Below are 17,736 nucleotides of genomic sequence, written 5' to 3' on the forward strand. Positions count from 1 at the left end.
TACGCAAAATTTCATTTCGGAACATGTTATGTCGAACACTCAAAGCACAGATCTTCAAACCATCCACGACCAAGTAAAACAGTGGTTAGATGATGTCGTTATTGGTCTAAACCTGTGTCCATTCGCAGCCAAGCCACAACGTAATAAACAGATTAAGATCTTTGTGAGTGAAGCGAATACGGAAGAAGCGTTGTTGGAAAACATCATGACGCATTTCGTAGAGTTAGATAACACGCCAGTCGCTGAGTTAGAAACAACGCTGGTTGTCGTGCCAAACATGCTGCAAGATTTCTTCGACTACAACATGTTCATTGATTGGATTGAAGCATTGATCAAGCAAGAAGATTGGGCAGGTGTTTACCAAGTGGCGACCTTCCACCCAGACTATTGCTTTGGTGGCGCGGATCCAGAAGACGATGAAAACCTAACGAACCGTTCTCCGTATCCGGTTTACCATTTGATTCGTGAAGCTAGCATGGAAAAGGTGTTGAATCACTACCCTAACCCTGAAGCGATTCCTGATACCAACATCGCGAGAGTTGAGTCTTTAACGCCGGAAGAACGTCGTAAGCTATTCCCTTACCTGTTCAGTTAATCTCTAACATGCTGGCTCATATTCCTGAGCGCTCTTGATGATATGGACGAGAAATAAACTGATCTCGTCCATTCTGTTTCGCAATGTACAGACATTCATCGGCAACTTTGATTAGCTTATCTAACGCCGACATCCTTTCCCCTTTGGTATCCCCTGTACTCAACTCAAAATGACACGCACCGATTGATATAGTGACAGGCTTTCTATCCAGTGTGATTTTCTTCATCTCTTGCAAAAGAATCATGAACTTATCTTCAACACAACTTGGTGTTTTATTTGGATACCAAAGAATGAATTCCTCACCACCAAAACGCGCCACAAACTCACCTTCTTGGGTATTATTGTTCAGTACGCTTGCCACTTTCTTTAATACAACATCACCCATTTGGTGACCATAAGTATCATTAACCTGTTTAAAGAAATCGATGTCTACAACTGCCAAGGTTCCCTTCCCTAAAGATCCTTTTAACTGCTCCACTTCTGCGTTCAACGTTTTGAACAAGCAACGTCTATTTGGCAAATATGTCAGAGGGTCATACAGTGCTTGGTACTCCAATTTCTCATTCAGTTCTTTTAGCTTTCGTTCTTGCTGTCTTCTAACCAGTTCCACTTCGATCCATGAAGCCATTAACCTCATAACGTCGATATCGAACTCTTTAAACTCACGGTGATAAGGGGCTGGGCTTGAGAAGTTTAAGGTGCCATAAAGCTCATCATTAACGAAGATCGGGATGCCAATGTAAGACTCTAAACCAAAAGATTGGTAGGCAGGGTGAGTCGCATACTTATCATGTTTACCGCAATGCTCAATGCAGATAGGACCAATCGATTTACAAGTAATTTCGCAATAGGTAGAACGATAATCGAAGGTATCTCCGCTATTGAGCTCAACCTCTTCAGGTGTTACGCAGTGTTCAACCAAATAAGTATTACCATCGACTTTGGATAAGATTCCAATATCTAGATTGAAGCGTTCAAGCCCCATGATAAGCAGCTGAACGATCTGGCTATCGAAGCCCTTTCGATAATCATTGGTGATTTGATACAAGCGTCGTATCACAATTTCACTTTCACTGGCTTGGTTCATAACCGGGATCCCACTGCTGCCGAGTTTAATGACAACATCAATATTTGGTATATTTAGAAGAGTAAAGGGTAATAAAACATAATAATCAATTGGTTTGTATGCAAAATACCTCATTGGTCCAATGAATAAAAGTCGACTTCTTCGACTTTGCGTTAGCACCCTATTCCCGCCTTTGTTAAAATGCCCCATTAACGAAACAGAATGGATAGGAATATGAACCTTTCTCAACTAAGCCAAGAAATCTACGATCACCTTTACCGCGACATTGAAGAGTTCCGCAGCACTTTTGATCTGCCTGTTGCTGCTCCTGAAACAATGGACGAAAAAGGCGATACGCTACACACCTCTCTAGCGATCGAAGAACTAACAGAACTTGCAGAAGCTGACTCTAAAATCGAACAAGCGGACGCTATTGTAGACAGCGTTTATGTTTTGATGGGACGTTTGGTTCACCTTGGTCAAGCTAAGGTAGAAGACAACCTAGCAATCAGCTACCTGATCGACCTACTGTTGAATGTTTCTAAAAACCGCTCAATCGATTTCCTACCTTGCTGGGATGAAGTGCACTCAAGCAACATGAGCAAAGTGTGCCGTAACGAAACAGAATACGCAGAAACTGAAGCTTTCTATGCTGAGCAGAACATCAAACTGATGGCGGTTCAAAAAGGCGAGTACATCATCGCGAAGTGCGCGGAAGATTTCGTATCTGAAGGCAAAACCGTTCGCCAAGGTAAAGTACTAAAATCAGTACATTACCGCCCAGCAAACCTTGAGCCTCTAACAGCTTAAGCCAGGTTAAGACTGGTTGTTTAATGCGACCAACGGACTAAAATAGCAAACGCCACGTTTAAATAACGTGGCGTTTTATTATCTATTAGGGAACTTTGGCTGTGTTAATTGTAGCCGTGTGTTAGAAGCCGAGCGCTATACCAGTCGCGCCATGTGGTAAGCCGCCACATATTCGCCATTTCTGAAAGCGAACCCTGCGGACTCTCCTTCAATCACGAAACCAAACTTCTTATACAGGCTGATCGCTCTTTCGTTATCGGTATATACCGTAAGCTCCAGTCGTTTGATGTTAATCCAGTTATCACACAAGTCGATTGCTGTTGCGAGCAGTTGGCTACCGACACCTTTGCCTAATGCATCGTCTTTAACACCCATACCAAATGAAGCAACATGACGCCTTCTCGGGTTTACACACACTTCCATTCCCAAGTTGCCAACAATCTCATCGTCAATCATCGCGACATACGAGTACACGTTGTCGGGGATATTAGAGATTCGTTTTTGCCAGCTTTCAAGAGACGGATTTGGGAGTTGCAGCGTACCGGTATAAGCATTAGTGCATTCGTAAACTTCTTTGATTCCCTTTGCATCTGACGGTTCAGACCGTCTCACTATAATACTCATCGCAACTCCTAATATTTCTTCGCTAAATATGAAACACATCCTTAATGTGCACCTAGACACACTATCAAATAGTAAATAATTAACAATAGGTTAGATGAAATTGTTTTTATTGGGGCTGATGTGGGGAATGTATGTGGATGATCTGAAGAAGTACATTTGAGGAATCAAGGTTAGTTAAACTGGAGGTAATTCGATATGGGCATCTCGGGTGTGCCCACACCGACAAATCTATGGTGTTAGTTAGCTTTGGTTCATCATGATCTAACGAATTCTGTTCTGGTTAATCATGAACTAGTTCATCTTGATCTAGTTAATCACGCTCACATTGAACTTGCATGACTTTAAGGTCTGTTGCATTTAGCTTCTCAGCTAGCGCTGCGCCTTCTTCATTACATTGCTCAAGAGTCGTAAATTGGGTGTTAACTTCCATTTCTGCTGTGCTGTCAGCGCCACCCATCATTAGGCTTAGAATCAGTGTTAGTTCGTACATAAAATAATCCTCTTTCGAGCTTTCAAAGCATCCATTCGAATAAGATAAAGTGACTAGAATCCGCCCTAATTCACTTGTTTCGTTTGAGATAATTCTAGTCATTCGCTCGATTCGAGTCTTACCATTTTGTGCCAAGAGGTAACAAAGTAAGTACGCTAATCTTATTGGGCTTAGTTGATACTGAGTAAACGACCTCGTTCGATATCTTGCTCAAGTACCTCTGGTGTCAAGTCGCCATGTCCATGGTGGTCATGATTATGGTGATGCCCATGATCGTGTCCGTGGGAATGACCTTGATGTTCATTTGCTCTTTGAACCAACTTATCTGAGTCCAAATAGGTGTCAGTTAAATCAGCACAATAATCTTCAGTCCATAAGCGACGAGCCTCTTCATCACTCATGATTTGCTCGGCTTTAGGGCCCAACTTGTCCATGTAGAACATCCCTAACTCCTCTCCTTCCACATTGGCGTGGTTGATAAGGTTCATGAAAGCAGGTTCTTGGTTTTCATCAGAGAGATAACCATTTTTGTAACACACGGTTAGGCCAATAATATCATCACCAAGTTTCTCTAGTGCAGGGTTGAAATGATTGTGACTGTGATTATGTTCGGCAGCCGCGACAAGCATTGGAGTAAGTAAAACACATGCGATAGCCAATAATTTAATAGTGTTATTCATGGATAGACCTTCTAAATTTGAGCGAACAATTTGATTAGTTGTTTGGCTTAACTTCTGGTGAGATGAGCGGATGGGAACATCAGGAATATTTCAGCCTGAGCCCCTCTTCATCTCACGACAAATAATCAATATGATTAGATAACGAGGCTCGATATAACGAGCGTTCTGGAGACAAGAATCACTTATCAACCACGATTCTTACTGGCGCGATGGTGTAAGCCATCTGCTTCATCTCCCACTCCCCCTTGGCTTCCAATGCAAGCGCTAATGCTTGTGCCTCTTCGCATACCTTCGCTGATTTTCCGTCAGCCCAGAATGAAGGACCCGAGGTGTATCCACACATAACAGAAAAAGCGTGTTGGCCATCCTTTATTGTGTATTCCGTCATAATGCCGCCACCTTCACCGTGCGTTATTTTTAGTGAGCCTTCATCGGCAACATGCATTGCATCGGAAGGGTTCGGTTTGACGTACGTTGTGTAGGTGCCGCCATCTGACATGTATTGGTTGTCGTACATGGTGTAGCCTTCTTTTTCTGAAGGTAAGGTCAGTTCGTAGTTAGGATCAATGTCCGCTAATCGTTCTGAGTTATTCGTCGCACCAGGTTGATAGTTGTGAGCATTTGATTGTCCGTTAGCGAAAACAGACCCTGCCACTAAAGAAAGGATAACGACCGCTAAAATTGATTTTTTCATAATGAACTCCAGATATTCTAAGCAAAGATGTTGCTAGCAATGATTTTTATGATTGTGTAAGAGAGTGAGCTGCTTCCTAAGTTTTTAGGATGTGAGGGCACATCAGCCCTCACTACAAATACCCTATGGGTTATCGGTTCCTGCTCCTTCACCAGGCTCAGTTGGACGACTTACCGACTTGCGCTCGAGGTTGTGGTGAGCACGCACTCTATCCATGTATTCTTGCTTGGTGTTCATACCTTGCTTCATTGCTTCTGGTACTTGTTCAGCTGGGATCACGATGTCACGGTCGACTGGCCATTCAGTTAACAGCTCTGGGTGGTAGCCTTCTGGGTAGTACAGTTTTGGATCCAACTCTAAATCACGAATCTCTTGCTCTTGTATGTCTTCACGGCTGTTTTTCGGCAGCGGGATTCTAAAGTCAGACCCATCGGCCATATCAAATTGTGGCGCTCGCGCATTCGGGAAATCAGGTAAAATACCTTCACGAACCCACGCATTATCTTTAGTCATGTTAACGACAATGCCATCTGGCGCACCGAAGTGGTAAGGCCCTTGCCAATGGTGGCGAACCTCTGCAACGGTTTCCTCATTAAGATATGGGTCGAATGTCATGTGCGTTGTCATGAACAAACGCGGTTGTACTTCATTCGCCACATAACCCGCCGCGTACGCTGGTGTATGGTGAGTATCAACGGTGTAACGTGCTAAGAATGGCGGCACACCTTGAATAATCGAAGACACACCAAACGTTTCGGTTTGCAGCTCAGTAATGAACAAGTCTGCGCCTTTTGCGTATTTCAAATCCAACTCGGTTGGGCGACCGTCTCCTGTCCAAACAAACGAAAGTACTCGACCGTCATCTTGAGTCCAATTTAAGCGATAGCCAGACGCGCCATCTTTTGCGTGACTGCGTCGCCAGTGAATCACTTCCACATTGTCTTGGTCATAGATAACGCCTCCGTCGTCGCGGAAATCAAACTCATGTACCACTATGTCGTTGCCTGATGGGAACACATCAAATGCATCGGTGTGCCAGTTCAACATTTGCTGCATGCCTTCAATCATATGACGAGTGCCATATTCTGGAGTCGCACCACTCGGACCATAAATGTTAAGCGGCTTTTCCCAGCGACCATTCCAACCACCAAATTGATACAGGTAAGGTAACGAGCCGTAATGGTCTACGTGTAAGTGAGTAATGAAGATATGGTCGAGTTCATTCATCGCGACACCCGCCGCTACGTAGTTCGCAATTGATCCTTCACCTAAATCAAAGACAAAGTTAGAGCCGTTACCCAATTCGACGTATATCGAGGTGTTTGCTTGCCCCGGGCGAATCATTGGTGATGTCCCCATGAACGTGACACGCATTTCATCCGGTTGAACTTCTTCAGTGCGTGGGAACCAGTTTGCGCCCGACACCATGTGATCGCCATAAGGTGCAATGCCCTCAAACATCAGGCCTTCTTTCCAACCTGAATTGGTTTCTTTGCGATAGTCACCATTGTTTACACCGCCCATTAACACAGAAAGCACTTCTTCTTCTGAAGAGTACAAGTTCCCCTTAGGTTGAGTGCTCAGATACTCTTCAAGGGTTTCACCCTCGTGATATTCAAATTTCTCGAGTTTTTGAATATCAGAGTTAGTCTGCTTGGTGTTGTATTGCATCATTGGGTCAGCAGCAAAAGCGGTTGTCGTGATGATCATTGCTGTAGAGATGATTGATAATTTTGCGAAAGTTCTCATAGTTTCACCTATCGGTCTGAGTATTTAGTAAATGAATGAAGTTCCTTCCTCACTCCGATGCAAACAAGTTTATTAATAAACAGAACCTTGATATATAGTGTAAACTTTACTTAAAACCTCCATTTCATTTATGAGTTAATAACGACTCCACCATGATTTGGATAAGTGGCAATAAGAATAGAGGGAACTGAATTTGGATCTTAATCTACTGACGACATTTTTGGCCGTTTACAAACACAGCTCTATCACCGTGGCATCAGAGCAGCTCGATATTTCTCAACCCGCGGTAAGTGCGGCTATTAAGAGACTCGAAGGTGTCGTGGGCAAGGCTTTATTTGTGAGAGAAGGACGAGGTATCGCGCCCACTGGAGCAGCGGTATCACTCGCTAATAAGATAGAAGACCCATTGAACATCATTGGAACGGTTGAGCAGCAAAAGAATGACCTTAAAGTCTATTGCACAGAGAGCTTGCTTCATTTCGTTAGCCAGGTTGAAGGCGTAAGCTTTACGGAAGCGCCGCTCGAAGAGGAAGAACTGTTTGATGCGCTTACTGCACAAAAAGTGGATATCGTCATTGATGTACTTTCGAGTAAGAAACACTCATTGATTGAAGAAACCATCGTCGATGAGGAACCCGTGTGTCTGACTCGAATCAACCACCCTCGAATTGGTGAGACACTAAGTAAAGAAGAGTATTTCCAAGAGGAGCATATTGCGCTCAAGATCAAACGTGCCAACATGAACACGGTCGAATTTTTATCCGAGAGCGATATCGAGCCGCGAAAAGTCAGGATTGAAACTAGTTCAATTTCAAGCATGCTGATTTTGGCAAGCACGACGGATTATATCGCCGCTTCTACTCGCTCTTTTGCAGAAATGCTTGCACCAGCGCTTGGCTTACGCGTTCACCCTATCCCCATCAAATTAAGACCGATAACGTTTCGAATGCTCTATCATCGCCGTTACGCTAACGACGAACAGCACATCAAAACCCGCGAAGCAATCAAATCGGCATTAAGAAAACATAAATGAAACTGAGGTTTTAACTAAAGTTAACCCTATTAATATAAATTTGGTTTCATCACATACTCTCCAGCAAGTTAATTCAATAGAACAACACTGGAGAATCCATGAACAAACTTAACCTTATTGCACTACCACTTACATTACTCAGCAGTGCCGCGTTTGCGACTTCGACTCAAGTTTACATCGAACAAAACGTTGCCTCTAATGCTGCTGATAACGGTGTCTATACCACCGAAGCTGGCGCATTAATCGACACCTCAGAAAATGGACAAGTTTATATAGGTTTTGATGACCAGGGTTGGTTGGCTGCGGGTTATGGCCACAACTTTCACATCAGCGAGTCCTTCACGTTCAACCTATACGGTGAACTCGGTAAATGGGACAACGGTGAAGAGTTATTAATCGAAGGTATTATCGATTATCAAGTGAACGATAATTTCAATGTATTCAGTGGATTGGGATATAACCAGTCAGGCCAAGTACTCGAGAATGTAAGCGACACCACGATTAATACCAATAAGTTCATCGCCGGTGCGGGATACTCACTCGCCGGTTGGGATTTAGCTTACCAATACACTCACGAAAACAGTGATGGATCCAATGGCGGGTTTACCCATGACGGTGACAATGTCTATTTTCATCAAGGTGACTACCGTACCAATGAACACGAAGTCGTTCTCTCTAAGAGTATCGACGACTGGACACCCTACGTGAAATACACTTATTTCAACACCAACGAAGGTGATCTTTACTTGAACGGCCAATCGATGGGCCCGATCGACAACGACAGCATCATCACACTTGGTTTGTCTTACGACTTCTAAACATCTCAGATTCAATTCTCATAGGCAGATGGATTTGCCCACCTTTTGAGGGCACTACTATGAAAATGACTCCTCAACGTAACAAAGTCATTAATATCGCTGCAGCGATCAGTATCGTTTAGTTTTCCGCGATTCCCACCTACGCTAGTGCTGATCACTTAGATGTCCATTATCTAGAATCGAGTTATCTAGAAACCAGATTTCTAGACTCCTCCTTCTTCGAATTCATGACACCAGATTTTGGTCAGGGGTATCTTAACGATGAGATTAAAGAAAACCCTACTCTGGAATAAATCGCCAACACATGACAAAACGTAAAAGACCAGAAACTCACGCTTCTGGTCTTCTTATATAGTTCTTATTTTCTATATAACTATCATCTTCTTATAGAGCTTTACTCAGTGATTAAGACTGCGTTTCTGAGTCACTTTTCTCTAGACTGATGACATTCAAAGCCACGAATGCAGACACTAAAAAAGACACCACACTCGCCAAAAAGTGTGGTGTCTTGGTTATTACTTTAAAACTAGTTAACTAACGTTAGTTAAGATTAGTTAGCTGGACGCCAAACGCCCCATTTGTCGTTTTCGTAGGTCGCCTTAGGATTTTCACCACCCTGAACCCACCATTGTGCTTTCCACGACTGGTTCGAGTAAGTCACTACCTCACCGCCAAGATAAGTTGCTGATGAATCCCAAGAGCCTGGGTCAGGTGTCGGATCAGGATCCGGCGTTGGATCTGGGTCTGGTGTTACACCACCGTCATCAGCAATCACTTCGAATGTGAAGGTTTCAACACTTTCGCTTTCAATTGAGCTCGCAATGAACGACAGAGTTTCGTTCGCTGTAATCGCAGTCGTATCTACAACAATTGAAGCCGTGCCGTTGTTTTGAATGCTAACTGCAGAACCTTGAGTCTGTGTTAGGTTTGCTGCTTCGCTCGTTGCAATCACAACTTTATCGCCAGCATTAACAACATTGTCACTCTTCACTAATTCGTAGATGTCACCTTTTAGTGGCTCTACACCACCTTCGCCACCATCAATCAGCGTTAACTGACCAGAAGCACGGCTATCTTTTGAGTTAAAGAAGTTACGTGAAGGATCGTTTTGGAAGTACATGTAGTGCTGCATTTCAGCATGCCAGTCGCCGATGAAGATCGCACCGTCTTTAAACTCTTCGTGCCAGCCGTTGATTTCAGAAGCTAGCAGACGAGCCCAGTCATTCACGTTGCTCGCATCAATAACGATGTCGAAGCTACGCGCTACTTCACCGTACTTGTTGATGATGTCGTACTTAACTGTGTCACCAATTTCTGGCGTGCCAAACTGGTCAGAAACAAACAGGTCGCCACGAACTAGATCAGGCTCAGGACCCGGCTCTGGCGGAGGGGTTGTACCGCCCGCGATAGTGATGTCTGAACAGTTGTAGAAGCCTTCACCTGCTGCATCGTCACGTTGCCAACGTACATATAGGATTGCATCGCCAGAACGATCTGAAGGTATGGTCACGTTGATACGGTATTTACCACCGCTAACAGGGACATTACCCACTTCTTGGATAAGATCTAAGTCACCCCACGCTAGGCCTTTGCTCAGGTCTGCGTTTGGCTTCGTTAGGTAGAACTCCCAGAATGAAGGGTTGTGTGGCGCAGTCGCGTTGAATACATATTCAAACGTGCCTGTGCTTAGCTCGGTGCGAGTCCAACCAGTATGAGGCGCACCCATACCGCGCTTTTGCGAATCATTGGCATAACACAATGTGCCATCAGGAATCGCCGCTTTCACAGCATTGATGTTGTTGAAATCTTGAATATTTTTCGCGTACTCGTTACGTTGAACGAACGGGTACGAGCCAGAAATATCTTTCGCTTGAGCACATGCAGCGTTTGGTGGTGTACCTGACCAAATCCCGCCTTGCTCGTAACACGTGTTCTGACGTGCGCTTGGAAATTCAGACCAACCATGAGCGTTTGCCACTGACGGCACACTCGATAGCATAGCCATACCTACTGCTACTTTTAGTATATTATTATTTATTGTTGTCACTTTCCCACTCTCTATTATTTTACCCTACACACAAGACCAACTGGTCAACAACCAATCAATATTGCAGTTCGAGGGTTTATAGTTTTTGTTTAAAGAACAACGAAAAATATATACGTCAATCTTATCAATAACAGCGGGTTTTATATTGATAGGAATCAGAGTCACACAACTCATAGAAATGCGTTGTCGATAGATGATGTTGCTTCGAATTATGAGATTTCAGTATTCTGTGTTGATTGAGGGAACATTATTCAAAATGAATAAAAAAGCGACTTTATGATTAAGCCGCTTTGGGGATATACAGGAAGTTAAATAGTGAGAAGAGCATTAATAGCGGCTATTCATGCCCATACGGTGTGACATGTCATCGTCCATGCGACCGCCCTTCCAGCCTCTGCCACCTAAAAGGTTTAGAACGTCGCGTGCGTTGTAGCCTTCACCACCAAAGAAATCGTTAGATACATCATTTCTCAACAATTGAATGGTGGATGCCAGCTCAGCATCGAGATCTTGTGGATCAGCAAACAACGCCAATGCAATTTGTTGTTGGCGCTTGCTCAGCTCTTTAGAACTCGTTTCGACTTGTCCGATCGAGAAGAAGTCACGGCTTCCGTAGCTCTTTACCATCTTTGCAGATAGCAGCTTAATCACCTTTTTGATTCTTCGTCTTTGGATGTATCTAAACATATTTGATCCCTTTACTAGCTCGTCTTTAACCCAATAATCAGCTGAACCAGATGACCTTTTTAGCAAATACTCTTTCTAGCCAAACGCCCTCTCTAACCAAACAGCAGATAGGTTTGATTATCGACTGAGATACTTTTGACTTCGGTATTGAACACCGATTCTAGTTGTTCAGGAGTAAGCACTTGATCAGCTGTGCCTGATGCTTGAAGTACGCCTTTATCGAGCAGCAACACCTGGTCCGCGTGTCTTAAGGTGCGATTCAGGTCGTGGTTGGCCATGATCACGGTAATACCCTTCTCCGCCACTCGTTCAATAAGCTTGTACAATAAGGCTTCTTGAGCAATATCCAGCGGAGCTGCGGGTTCATCGAGGATCAATAGCTTTGCGTAAGGATTAAGCGTCGGCCAAATTTGCAAGCACATTCCCGCCAAACGGACGCGTTGCCATTCACCACCAGACAGTGTCTGAATTGAGCGATGAAGTTTGTCTGTGATGTCCAACATCTGGCTTATCTCTTCCAAAGCTACGTTGATTTCAGTATCAAGACCATGCGACGAACTTGGCAGTGACAAAGCAAGGTATTGGAACACTTCTAAGTTGAAAGCAGGTCTTGCGCTTTGACACAAGTAAGCGCGATGCAGTGATAAATCTTGTAGAGACAGTTCCGACAAATCCTGCCCGTCGATCTTTATATCGCCTTTGTAACCATCATTAATGCCAGATATCGATTCGAGTAAGGTACTTTTACCGCTGCCATTCGGGCCGATAACGTGAGTCACTTGGCCCGGCTTGAGCTCAAATGATAGTGGTAATAAACGAGCGCCGACGCTCAGGCTCTTAATTTGAATCATGGTTTTTAATTAACATCCAAATAAAGATAGGCGCACCGATACTGGTGGTCATCACACCCAAAGGTAATTCTGCAGAATCAAGTAATGTACGCGCGCAAATATCAGCAAACACCAACAATGCAGCGCCAGCAACGGCAGATAAAGGAAGAAGGTATCGGTTATCGGTACCAATCGCTAAACGCAATAAGTGTGGCACAACCAAGCCAACAAAGCTGATTACGCCGCCTAATGCCACCGCGCAACCGACTAAAATAGACACAGCGAAGATTAAGCGCCAACGCAGTTTAGGCACGTTCACACCCAGTTGCGCAGCATGAGTCTCGCCAATCATCAACTTATCCAACTTGCTACCTTGCAGGCACAGCCAAATAATCACGGGAATCATGACTAACGTGAGCGAGTGTTGATACCAAGTGACGCCACCCAAGCTGCCCATCAGCCAGTACATCAATAAACGTAGACTGAGGTCATCACTAAAATAGAACGCCCATGTCACCATCGCGCCAGAAAGAATGCCTAACGCTACCCCCACCAGCAGTAATTTAGCCGTGGTGAGTCGCATCGTTTTTACCATGCTCACCAGAATCACGGTGAAACAGAGCGAACCTAAAACGGCGGCAATCATGAACAGTTCTGGAGTCGGAGCAAACGGCAAGAAGAACAGTACAATCACCATCGCCAAGCTTGCGCCACCAGAAATGCCAAGCACACCAGGTTCTGCTAATACGTTACCCAATAAGACTTGTAAGCTTGCGCCAGATACGGCTAACCCAGCCCCGATAGCAATCGCTGCTAATAATCGAGGTAAGCGTAAATCAATCAGTAGTTTTTGTTCTAACGTGGACAATGTGCCCAGAGGTGAAATGAAAAGATCGCCAACCATTAGGTAAATCGCACTCAGCGCGACAAGCAGTGCTGCCATCAAATAAATGGCTCGGGTCCATTTGCGCTGTTTTTGGTGAAGAAGTTGTTGGAAATCCATATCAAGCTACTTTGAAAATGTTCGCGTAACCTTACCTGTATCCCCAAATAAACTCAAGGCTCACACCGTAATGTGAACCTTGATATTTCAACCAGTTGAGAGGCTGTTTTGAACAAACGAAACAACGTCTAAGTATTAATCGTAAACCAACTGACCATGGTCGAATCGAGTTTCAACTTCGCACACCATTAAGGCAGCTCGTTGACCGATAGCAACGTTTCGATTCGGGAACACCACGGCTTCGTTTTCATTCTTCGCCATTAATGGCTTATCACCATCATGACCGAACACTTCACCGTGTTTGAACGCCGTAAAGTTCTCAACGGCATCAGAGAACATGAAATCAAAGTCATCGTGCAAACGAACTATGGTTCGGCTTACGCGATAAGTAATGGTTTTCTTTGGTAAATGCTCTGGTTCTATTTCAGCAATCAGATTGCGCATCGCCAAATCGAAAGCAGTAAGCTTATCAAGCTGGTTCTCACCAATTCTTGCTACCTGCCCTAACTCCATTGTCAGTGCTTGCGCTTCAAAGTTTTCAGCGCTGTACCAGCTGAAGGTGCTGGTTGGCGCATTCGACAACAACACAGCTTCAACGTGAGCACTGTTGATAAAATCGAACAAGGCCTTGCTACGTACTTCGTAGCGAACCTTAGGGCTCACGGCAAAAGAGTAATGCTTAGATAAACGGATTGCACAGTGCAGGTCTAAATGCCAGCGAGTGGCAGGTACCGTTTCTTTGTAAAACTCCGTAACCAAGTACTTTAGATTCTTCGCGATATCCACTTCTCGATTACTCTCGTGCTGCTTATCATCAAACAGACGATTCATATTCACATCAAGAAAACGAGTATGCGCGTTGGTCGCTTCAGGGTGTGCGATGATGAACAAACATCTTGCTGTCACCACTTGGAAGCCAGTTTCAATATCCTCAATGAGCTTATCAATCAGCTCCATTGGTGAGGTTTCGTCGCCATGAACACCGGTTGAAAAGATGATGTTCTTGGTTTCGGAATTATACTCCGCGGGAATCACTTCCAATACACCGCGTTGATGAAGCTTAATTTGAACACCGTTAGTCAGTACGGTCTGTCCTGCAACCACTTCTTGCTCAAGATCTAGGCTGTCAAAAAGAAATGATTGGCGAAAGAGGGTCTTCGTCATGCGCTACTCCTTAATTGCACGGCCGTATGTTAATAAATTGTACATAGAAATTGTGTTGCTAGGATCGCACTTATCAATAGAAACTCCGTTATCACTCACAAATACTACCCATATATTTTTATATTACCTGCTGACTTTACTAACCGACATCTGTTCCAAATAACTTTCTCTATTTAAAGCAACTTTTGGCTGTCTCAGCTTTTCTCAAGTCATGTCAGCAAGATAAGAGCCACGTAAGCTAACACAGCTCTTACCTGCCATGAACAGATTGAGATCAATTAATCTTCCTGATCGAGCAATCTTTCAAATTCATCGATTTGAACTTTGACCATGTCGATGCTTTGTTGCCAAAAATCAGCTTGAGTCAGGTCCATTCCTAAGTGCTTTTGAACGACTTCTTCCGCCATCATGCTGCCCGTATCACGAAGCAACGAAACGTAATCGCCGTAGAATTGCTCACCTTTCGCATCGCGCTGAGCGTAAACACCTTTACTGAACAGATAACCGAACAGGTATGGATAGTTATAAAAGCTCACTTGAGAGATGCTGAAGTGCAGCTTGCTCGCCCAGAAGTAAGGGTCAGCTTCTGTCATTGCCTCGCCGTACCACTCTTTCCAAGTGGTTTCCATCAGGTCACACAGCTGCTGAGCCGTGAGCTCGCCTTTTTCACGCTGCTCGTAGAAGGCTTTTTCAAATTCGAAGCGAACGGGAATATTCACCATTAATGCCAAAGAAGAAGAAAGCTCTTCCCACAGCATTTCAAGTTTCTCATTACGTGTTTGTGCTTGTTGTAACAAGTGGTCACGAACGATGTTTTCAGCGAAGATTGAAGCGGTTTCTGCTAGTGTCATTGGGTAGCGAGTTTGACACAACGGCATGTCTTTCATCACCCAGTTGTGGAACCCGTGGCCTAGCTCGTGCGCTAATGTCATTAAGTCTGAGCGGCTACCACTCCATGTCATGAACACAAGTGGCGTGCGTGTCGCGGCAAACTTAGTGCAGTACGCACCTAGACGTTTGTTGGCAGCTGGTGCGGCATCAATCCAACCGTTCTCAACCATTAATGCGACGAAATCAGCCATCTCTGGATTTACTTCAGCGAAGGCGATTTTAATCACTTCGATCGCTTCATCAAATGGATAAACCTTAGATTCGCTGTCACCGAGTGGTGGCATCGCTGCTAAATGGTTCCAAGGCTTCATTTCATCTAAGCCGTGAACTCTTGCCATTAATAGACCCGCTTTTTGCCCAACCTCACGATTAGCTTTAGCGACAGACATCATGGTGTCTAACGTTTCAGGCACAATGCGGCTGCCGTGTAGGCTTGGATCAAGGAAATGCACATCGCTAATTTTCGAGCGCTTTTTGTTTTCTGTCAGTCGCCACCCAGCCAATGCGTTTAGGATCGAAGCAAACGACTCTTGATGCGTCTTCATTGCGCCTTGAACGGCACGCCATGCCGGTTCTTGTTTGTCGAATTCGCTGCCATACAACAAGCTCGCCGCTTGAGAAAAGCCCAGAGCTTCCTCTTCACCGTCCAGCTTTAGCGACAGTTTCAAAGAACCAGTTAAGTTGTCGTACAAACGTCCCCACCCGTCACGGCCATCAACTTTCATCGCAGCTAACAACTGCTCTTCTGCCACACTGAGTCGGCTGCTTGCTAATTTACGTGAGCTCTCAATCGCAAAGCGTTGACCTGCTACGTCCGCACTCTCATGCTCTAATACTGCATCAATAAACTCTGGTTCTGCATGAATTAGTGTGTCTTCGTAAGGGCTAAATGCTTGAGACATTTCAGAGTTCAGTTTGGCAACTCGACCAAGCAGTGCTTTGGCTTCTGTGTGCGTTGCGTCTACCGATGCGTGGCAGGTAGCGAAGGTGTTGATCGTGCTTAGTAGCGTGCCAGCCGCTTCAGAAGTCTGAATCGCGTTTTGCATCGCTAGAATAATGTGACGCTTTTCAACGTGTAGGTTCAACAGCTCAATGCACTGCTGAATGAGTTCAATGTCCTGTTCGATTTTTGCATCATTAAGATCGCTATAAGCAATGCTTAGATCCCAACTTGGTGTTGTCATGACTAAATTCCTTTCACGTAGGTAGTAATACCAATCAGGTATAGCGGCTGTGAACGCCGCTTTATACTTCTATTTATATTTCTGTTTCTATTTACAGTTCTAATAGATTGTTAATTCTTAAAACTGTGTATTTTTAACACTCAGAGAACAGGCAGGCCTATCGCTTTGACGCTGATAAAGCTCTGTGCAAACTGAGTGACTTGAATATGGGTTATTGATGCATTCTCTATCGATAACTTCGAGTACAAGCTCGGATTTTTCCAATCAATATCAAGGCAATGCGCCAATAACATTCGAATAACGCCACCATGAGTAACCAACAATAGATTGTCACTTGAATTGTTCAAAAGTTGCGACCAAGCTTGAGTTACTCTGTCATGGAAGCTCTGTAAACTTTCCGCACCAGTCAGTTGATGATTTGCGGGATCTTGCCAGAAGGTGTCTAGCATCGCCCACTTGTCTTCAAGTTCATCAAATGCGACCCCGTCAACTTCACCAAAGTTCATTTCCTGGAAGTCTGGTGCAAAAGATAAAGGCACTGACATACGCTCTGCATACAAGCTCGCGAGATCACTGCATCGTCGTAATGGCGAGGTAATAACACCATCGAAAGCGACATCGTTCTGAGCCAACTCATCACAAATCCGCTGTTGAAGCTTTGGGTTAACCAACACGTCAGATAAACCATTCAGTGCCGCTTTCCCTTCAACCTTGCCATGTCTCAGTAAATAGATATTTTTGGTTGCTCCATTGACCATGAGTGCGACCTAGCCTTGAGTATCAAGCAAGTGATTAGATGGTTTTAAGTGCAGCGGCAATCCGGCAGCGACCAGTGTGACGCGTTCAACGACGCAAGCTAGCGCTTGGTTCATTCTCCCTGCATTGTCCACAAACAAGCGCGACACTTTACCCAATGGCACAACACCTAAACCGACTTCGTTAGAGACCATGATAATTTGCGCAGGGCTTTGCTCGACGCTTTGCACCAATAGTTCCACAACGGCTTCAACCTGTTCATTGGTTGTGTCATCGCCCAGTTCAAAGATGATGTTGTTCAGCCAGAGTGTTAGGCAGTCAATCAGTACTACATCATCTTGATTAAACGACTGCAGTTTCGTAGCCAATTCGACAGGCACTTCATGCTCAATCCACTGTTTACCGCGACGCTCTTTATGATGGGCGATTCGTTCTCGCATTTCGTCGTCCAAATAAGTGGCCGTCGCAATATAGTTGAGGCGTCCATTTGAACATGCTTCAAACGCACATAATGCTTGTTGCTCTGCAAAACTCGACTTGCCAGAACGAGCCCCGCCTAATATCAGATGGCTGTTTCGCTGCTTTGTTTGATTAGTTTGATTCGTGTTCGTCATA

Annotated in this window: 18 protein-coding genes and 1 pseudogene; 5 read left to right on the forward strand and 14 right to left on the reverse strand. The window is 44.5% G+C overall.

The window, feature by feature from the left end; all coding sequences use genetic code 11:
* Positions 1-28 precede the first annotated feature (28 nt).
* A complete protein-coding gene (locus FTW16_RS11795; protein ID WP_146491208.1) occupies positions 29-595 on the forward strand; it encodes a DUF1415 domain-containing protein in 567 nt (188 codons plus the stop codon).
* Between the two features lie 16 nt (positions 596-611).
* On the opposite strand, the gene FTW16_RS11800 is transcribed toward FTW16_RS11795, so the two are convergent.
* Complete coding sequence (locus FTW16_RS11800; protein ID WP_146491209.1) at positions 612-1,682, reverse strand: diguanylate cyclase; 1,071 nt, start codon at positions 1,680-1,682, stop codon at positions 612-614.
* Positions 1,683-1,895: 213 nt separating this feature from the next.
* On the opposite strand from FTW16_RS11800, the gene FTW16_RS11805 reads away from it, so the two are divergent.
* On the forward strand, positions 1,896-2,471 hold the full coding sequence (locus tag FTW16_RS11805) for a nucleoside triphosphate pyrophosphohydrolase family protein (protein ID WP_017059167.1): 576 nt from the start codon (positions 1,896-1,898) through the stop codon (positions 2,469-2,471).
* Between the two features lie 135 nt (positions 2,472-2,606).
* Here FTW16_RS11805 and FTW16_RS11810 read toward each other — a convergent pair whose 3' ends face one another.
* From FTW16_RS11810 to gntH, 5 genes are all read right to left on the reverse strand, one after another.
* Complete coding sequence (locus FTW16_RS11810) at positions 2,607-3,095, reverse strand: GNAT family N-acetyltransferase (protein WP_146491210.1); 489 nt, start codon at positions 3,093-3,095, stop codon at positions 2,607-2,609.
* Positions 3,096-3,405: 310 nt separating this feature from the next.
* Complete coding sequence (locus FTW16_RS11815; protein WP_017095358.1) at positions 3,406-3,585, reverse strand: hypothetical protein; 180 nt, start codon at positions 3,583-3,585, stop codon at positions 3,406-3,408.
* 170 nt (positions 3,586-3,755) lie between these two features.
* On the reverse strand, positions 3,756-4,265 hold the full coding sequence (locus FTW16_RS11820) for a hypothetical protein (protein WP_019824100.1): 510 nt from the start codon (positions 4,263-4,265) through the stop codon (positions 3,756-3,758).
* A 178-nt stretch (positions 4,266-4,443) separates the two neighbouring features.
* Positions 4,444-4,959, reverse strand: coding sequence for a hypothetical protein (locus FTW16_RS11825; RefSeq protein ID WP_146491211.1), 516 nt, complete (start codon positions 4,957-4,959; stop codon positions 4,444-4,446).
* A 123-nt stretch (positions 4,960-5,082) separates the two neighbouring features.
* On the reverse strand, positions 5,083-6,708 hold the full coding sequence (gene gntH, locus FTW16_RS11830; RefSeq protein WP_146491212.1) for a guanitoxin biosynthesis MBL fold metallo-hydrolase GntH: 1,626 nt from the start codon (positions 6,706-6,708) through the stop codon (positions 5,083-5,085).
* 193 nt (positions 6,709-6,901) lie between these two features.
* Here gntH and FTW16_RS11835 point away from each other — a divergent pair, with 193 nt between their 5' ends.
* The 3 genes and pseudogenes from FTW16_RS11835 (at position 6,902) to FTW16_RS24745 (ending at position 8,852) form a co-directional block, all read left to right on the forward strand.
* Positions 6,902-7,741 (forward strand): LysR family transcriptional regulator, encoded by an 840-nt coding sequence (locus FTW16_RS11835; protein ID WP_017070907.1) that lies wholly within the window; start codon positions 6,902-6,904, stop codon positions 7,739-7,741.
* 98 nt (positions 7,742-7,839) lie between these two features.
* Positions 7,840-8,559: a hypothetical protein gene (locus FTW16_RS11840; protein ID WP_146491213.1), complete on the forward strand. Its 720-nt coding sequence runs from the start codon at positions 7,840-7,842 to the stop codon at positions 8,557-8,559.
* Positions 8,560-8,618: 59 nt separating this feature from the next.
* Positions 8,619-8,852: pseudogene (locus tag FTW16_RS24745) on the forward strand (hypothetical protein).
* A gap of 257 nt (positions 8,853-9,109) precedes the next feature.
* On the opposite strand, the gene FTW16_RS11850 reads toward FTW16_RS24745, so the two are convergent.
* From FTW16_RS11850 to cobU, 8 genes are all read right to left on the reverse strand, one after another.
* Positions 9,110-10,558 carry a lytic polysaccharide monooxygenase gene (locus tag FTW16_RS11850; protein WP_146491320.1) on the reverse strand — a complete coding sequence of 483 codons (1,449 nt, stop codon included), beginning with the start codon at positions 10,556-10,558 and terminating at the stop codon, positions 9,110-9,112.
* Positions 10,559-10,933: 375 nt separating this feature from the next.
* Positions 10,934-11,293 (reverse strand): DUF6559 family protein, encoded by a 360-nt coding sequence (locus tag FTW16_RS11855; RefSeq protein WP_019824088.1) that lies wholly within the window; start codon positions 11,291-11,293, stop codon positions 10,934-10,936.
* 92 nt (positions 11,294-11,385) lie between these two features.
* Positions 11,386-12,144, reverse strand: a complete 759-nt coding sequence (gene btuD / locus FTW16_RS11860; protein WP_146491214.1) for a vitamin B12 ABC transporter ATP-binding protein BtuD — start codon at positions 12,142-12,144, stop codon at positions 11,386-11,388.
* A complete protein-coding gene (btuC, locus tag FTW16_RS11865; RefSeq protein ID WP_019824084.1) occupies positions 12,131-13,126 on the reverse strand; it encodes a vitamin B12 ABC transporter permease BtuC in 996 nt (331 codons plus the stop codon). Before btuC ends, btuD begins: the two co-directional genes overlap by 14 nt.
* A gap of 135 nt (positions 13,127-13,261) precedes the next feature.
* Positions 13,262-14,290 carry a succinylglutamate desuccinylase gene (locus tag FTW16_RS11870; RefSeq protein ID WP_146491215.1) on the reverse strand — a complete coding sequence of 343 codons (1,029 nt, stop codon included), beginning with the start codon at positions 14,288-14,290 and terminating at the stop codon, positions 13,262-13,264.
* A 278-nt stretch (positions 14,291-14,568) separates the two neighbouring features.
* A complete protein-coding gene (locus FTW16_RS11875; protein WP_146491216.1) occupies positions 14,569-16,365 on the reverse strand; it encodes a M3 family oligoendopeptidase in 1,797 nt (598 codons plus the stop codon).
* A gap of 140 nt (positions 16,366-16,505) precedes the next feature.
* On the reverse strand, positions 16,506-17,123 hold the full coding sequence (locus tag FTW16_RS11880; RefSeq protein WP_146491217.1) for a histidine phosphatase family protein: 618 nt from the start codon (positions 17,121-17,123) through the stop codon (positions 16,506-16,508).
* A 9-nt stretch (positions 17,124-17,132) separates the two neighbouring features.
* Positions 17,133-17,735, reverse strand: coding sequence for a bifunctional adenosylcobinamide kinase/adenosylcobinamide-phosphate guanylyltransferase (gene cobU / locus FTW16_RS11885; protein WP_146491218.1), 603 nt, complete (start codon positions 17,733-17,735; stop codon positions 17,133-17,135).
* Position 17,736 lies beyond the last annotated feature (1 nt).

The organism is Vibrio sp. T20, from assembly GCF_007858795.1.
Taxonomy (GTDB): Bacteria; Pseudomonadota; Gammaproteobacteria; order Enterobacterales; family Vibrionaceae; genus Vibrio; species Vibrio satsumensis.

Excerpts from the sequence above, each read along its gene's own strand:
- FTW16_RS11795 (WP_146491208.1), top strand. The coding sequence starts at position 29 with ATGTCGAACACTCAAAGCACAGATCTTCAAACCATCCACGACCAAGTA.
- FTW16_RS11800 (WP_146491209.1), bottom strand. The coding sequence starts at position 1,682 with ATGAACCAAGCCAGTGAAAGTGAAATTGTGATACGACGCTTGTATCAA.
- FTW16_RS11805 (WP_017059167.1), top strand. The coding sequence starts at position 1,896 with ATGAACCTTTCTCAACTAAGCCAAGAAATCTACGATCACCTTTACCGC.
- FTW16_RS11810 (WP_146491210.1), bottom strand. The coding sequence starts at position 3,095 with ATGAGTATTATAGTGAGACGGTCTGAACCGTCAGATGCAAAGGGAATC.
- FTW16_RS11815 (WP_017095358.1), bottom strand. The coding sequence starts at position 3,585 with ATGTACGAACTAACACTGATTCTAAGCCTAATGATGGGTGGCGCTGAC.
- FTW16_RS11820 (WP_019824100.1), bottom strand. The coding sequence starts at position 4,265 with ATGAATAACACTATTAAATTATTGGCTATCGCATGTGTTTTACTTACT.
- FTW16_RS11825 (WP_146491211.1), bottom strand. The coding sequence starts at position 4,959 with ATGAAAAAATCAATTTTAGCGGTCGTTATCCTTTCTTTAGTGGCAGGG.
- gntH (WP_146491212.1), bottom strand. The coding sequence starts at position 6,708 with ATGAGAACTTTCGCAAAATTATCAATCATCTCTACAGCAATGATCATC.
- FTW16_RS11840 (WP_146491213.1), top strand. The coding sequence starts at position 7,840 with ATGAACAAACTTAACCTTATTGCACTACCACTTACATTACTCAGCAGT.
- FTW16_RS11850 (WP_146491320.1), bottom strand. The coding sequence starts at position 10,558 with ATGCTATCGAGTGTGCCGTCAGTGGCAAACGCTCATGGTTGGTCTGAA.
- FTW16_RS11855 (WP_019824088.1), bottom strand. The coding sequence starts at position 11,293 with ATGTTTAGATACATCCAAAGACGAAGAATCAAAAAGGTGATTAAGCTG.
- btuD (WP_146491214.1), bottom strand. The coding sequence starts at position 12,144 with ATGATTCAAATTAAGAGCCTGAGCGTCGGCGCTCGTTTATTACCACTA.
- btuC (WP_019824084.1), bottom strand. The coding sequence starts at position 13,126 with ATGGATTTCCAACAACTTCTTCACCAAAAACAGCGCAAATGGACCCGA.
- FTW16_RS11870 (WP_146491215.1), bottom strand. The coding sequence starts at position 14,290 with ATGACGAAGACCCTCTTTCGCCAATCATTTCTTTTTGACAGCCTAGAT.
- FTW16_RS11875 (WP_146491216.1), bottom strand. The coding sequence starts at position 16,365 with ATGACAACACCAAGTTGGGATCTAAGCATTGCTTATAGCGATCTTAAT.
- FTW16_RS11880 (WP_146491217.1), bottom strand. The coding sequence starts at position 17,123 with ATGGTCAATGGAGCAACCAAAAATATCTATTTACTGAGACATGGCAAG.
- cobU (WP_146491218.1), bottom strand. The coding sequence starts at position 17,735 with ATGACGAACACGAATCAAACTAATCAAACAAAGCAGCGAAACAGCCAT.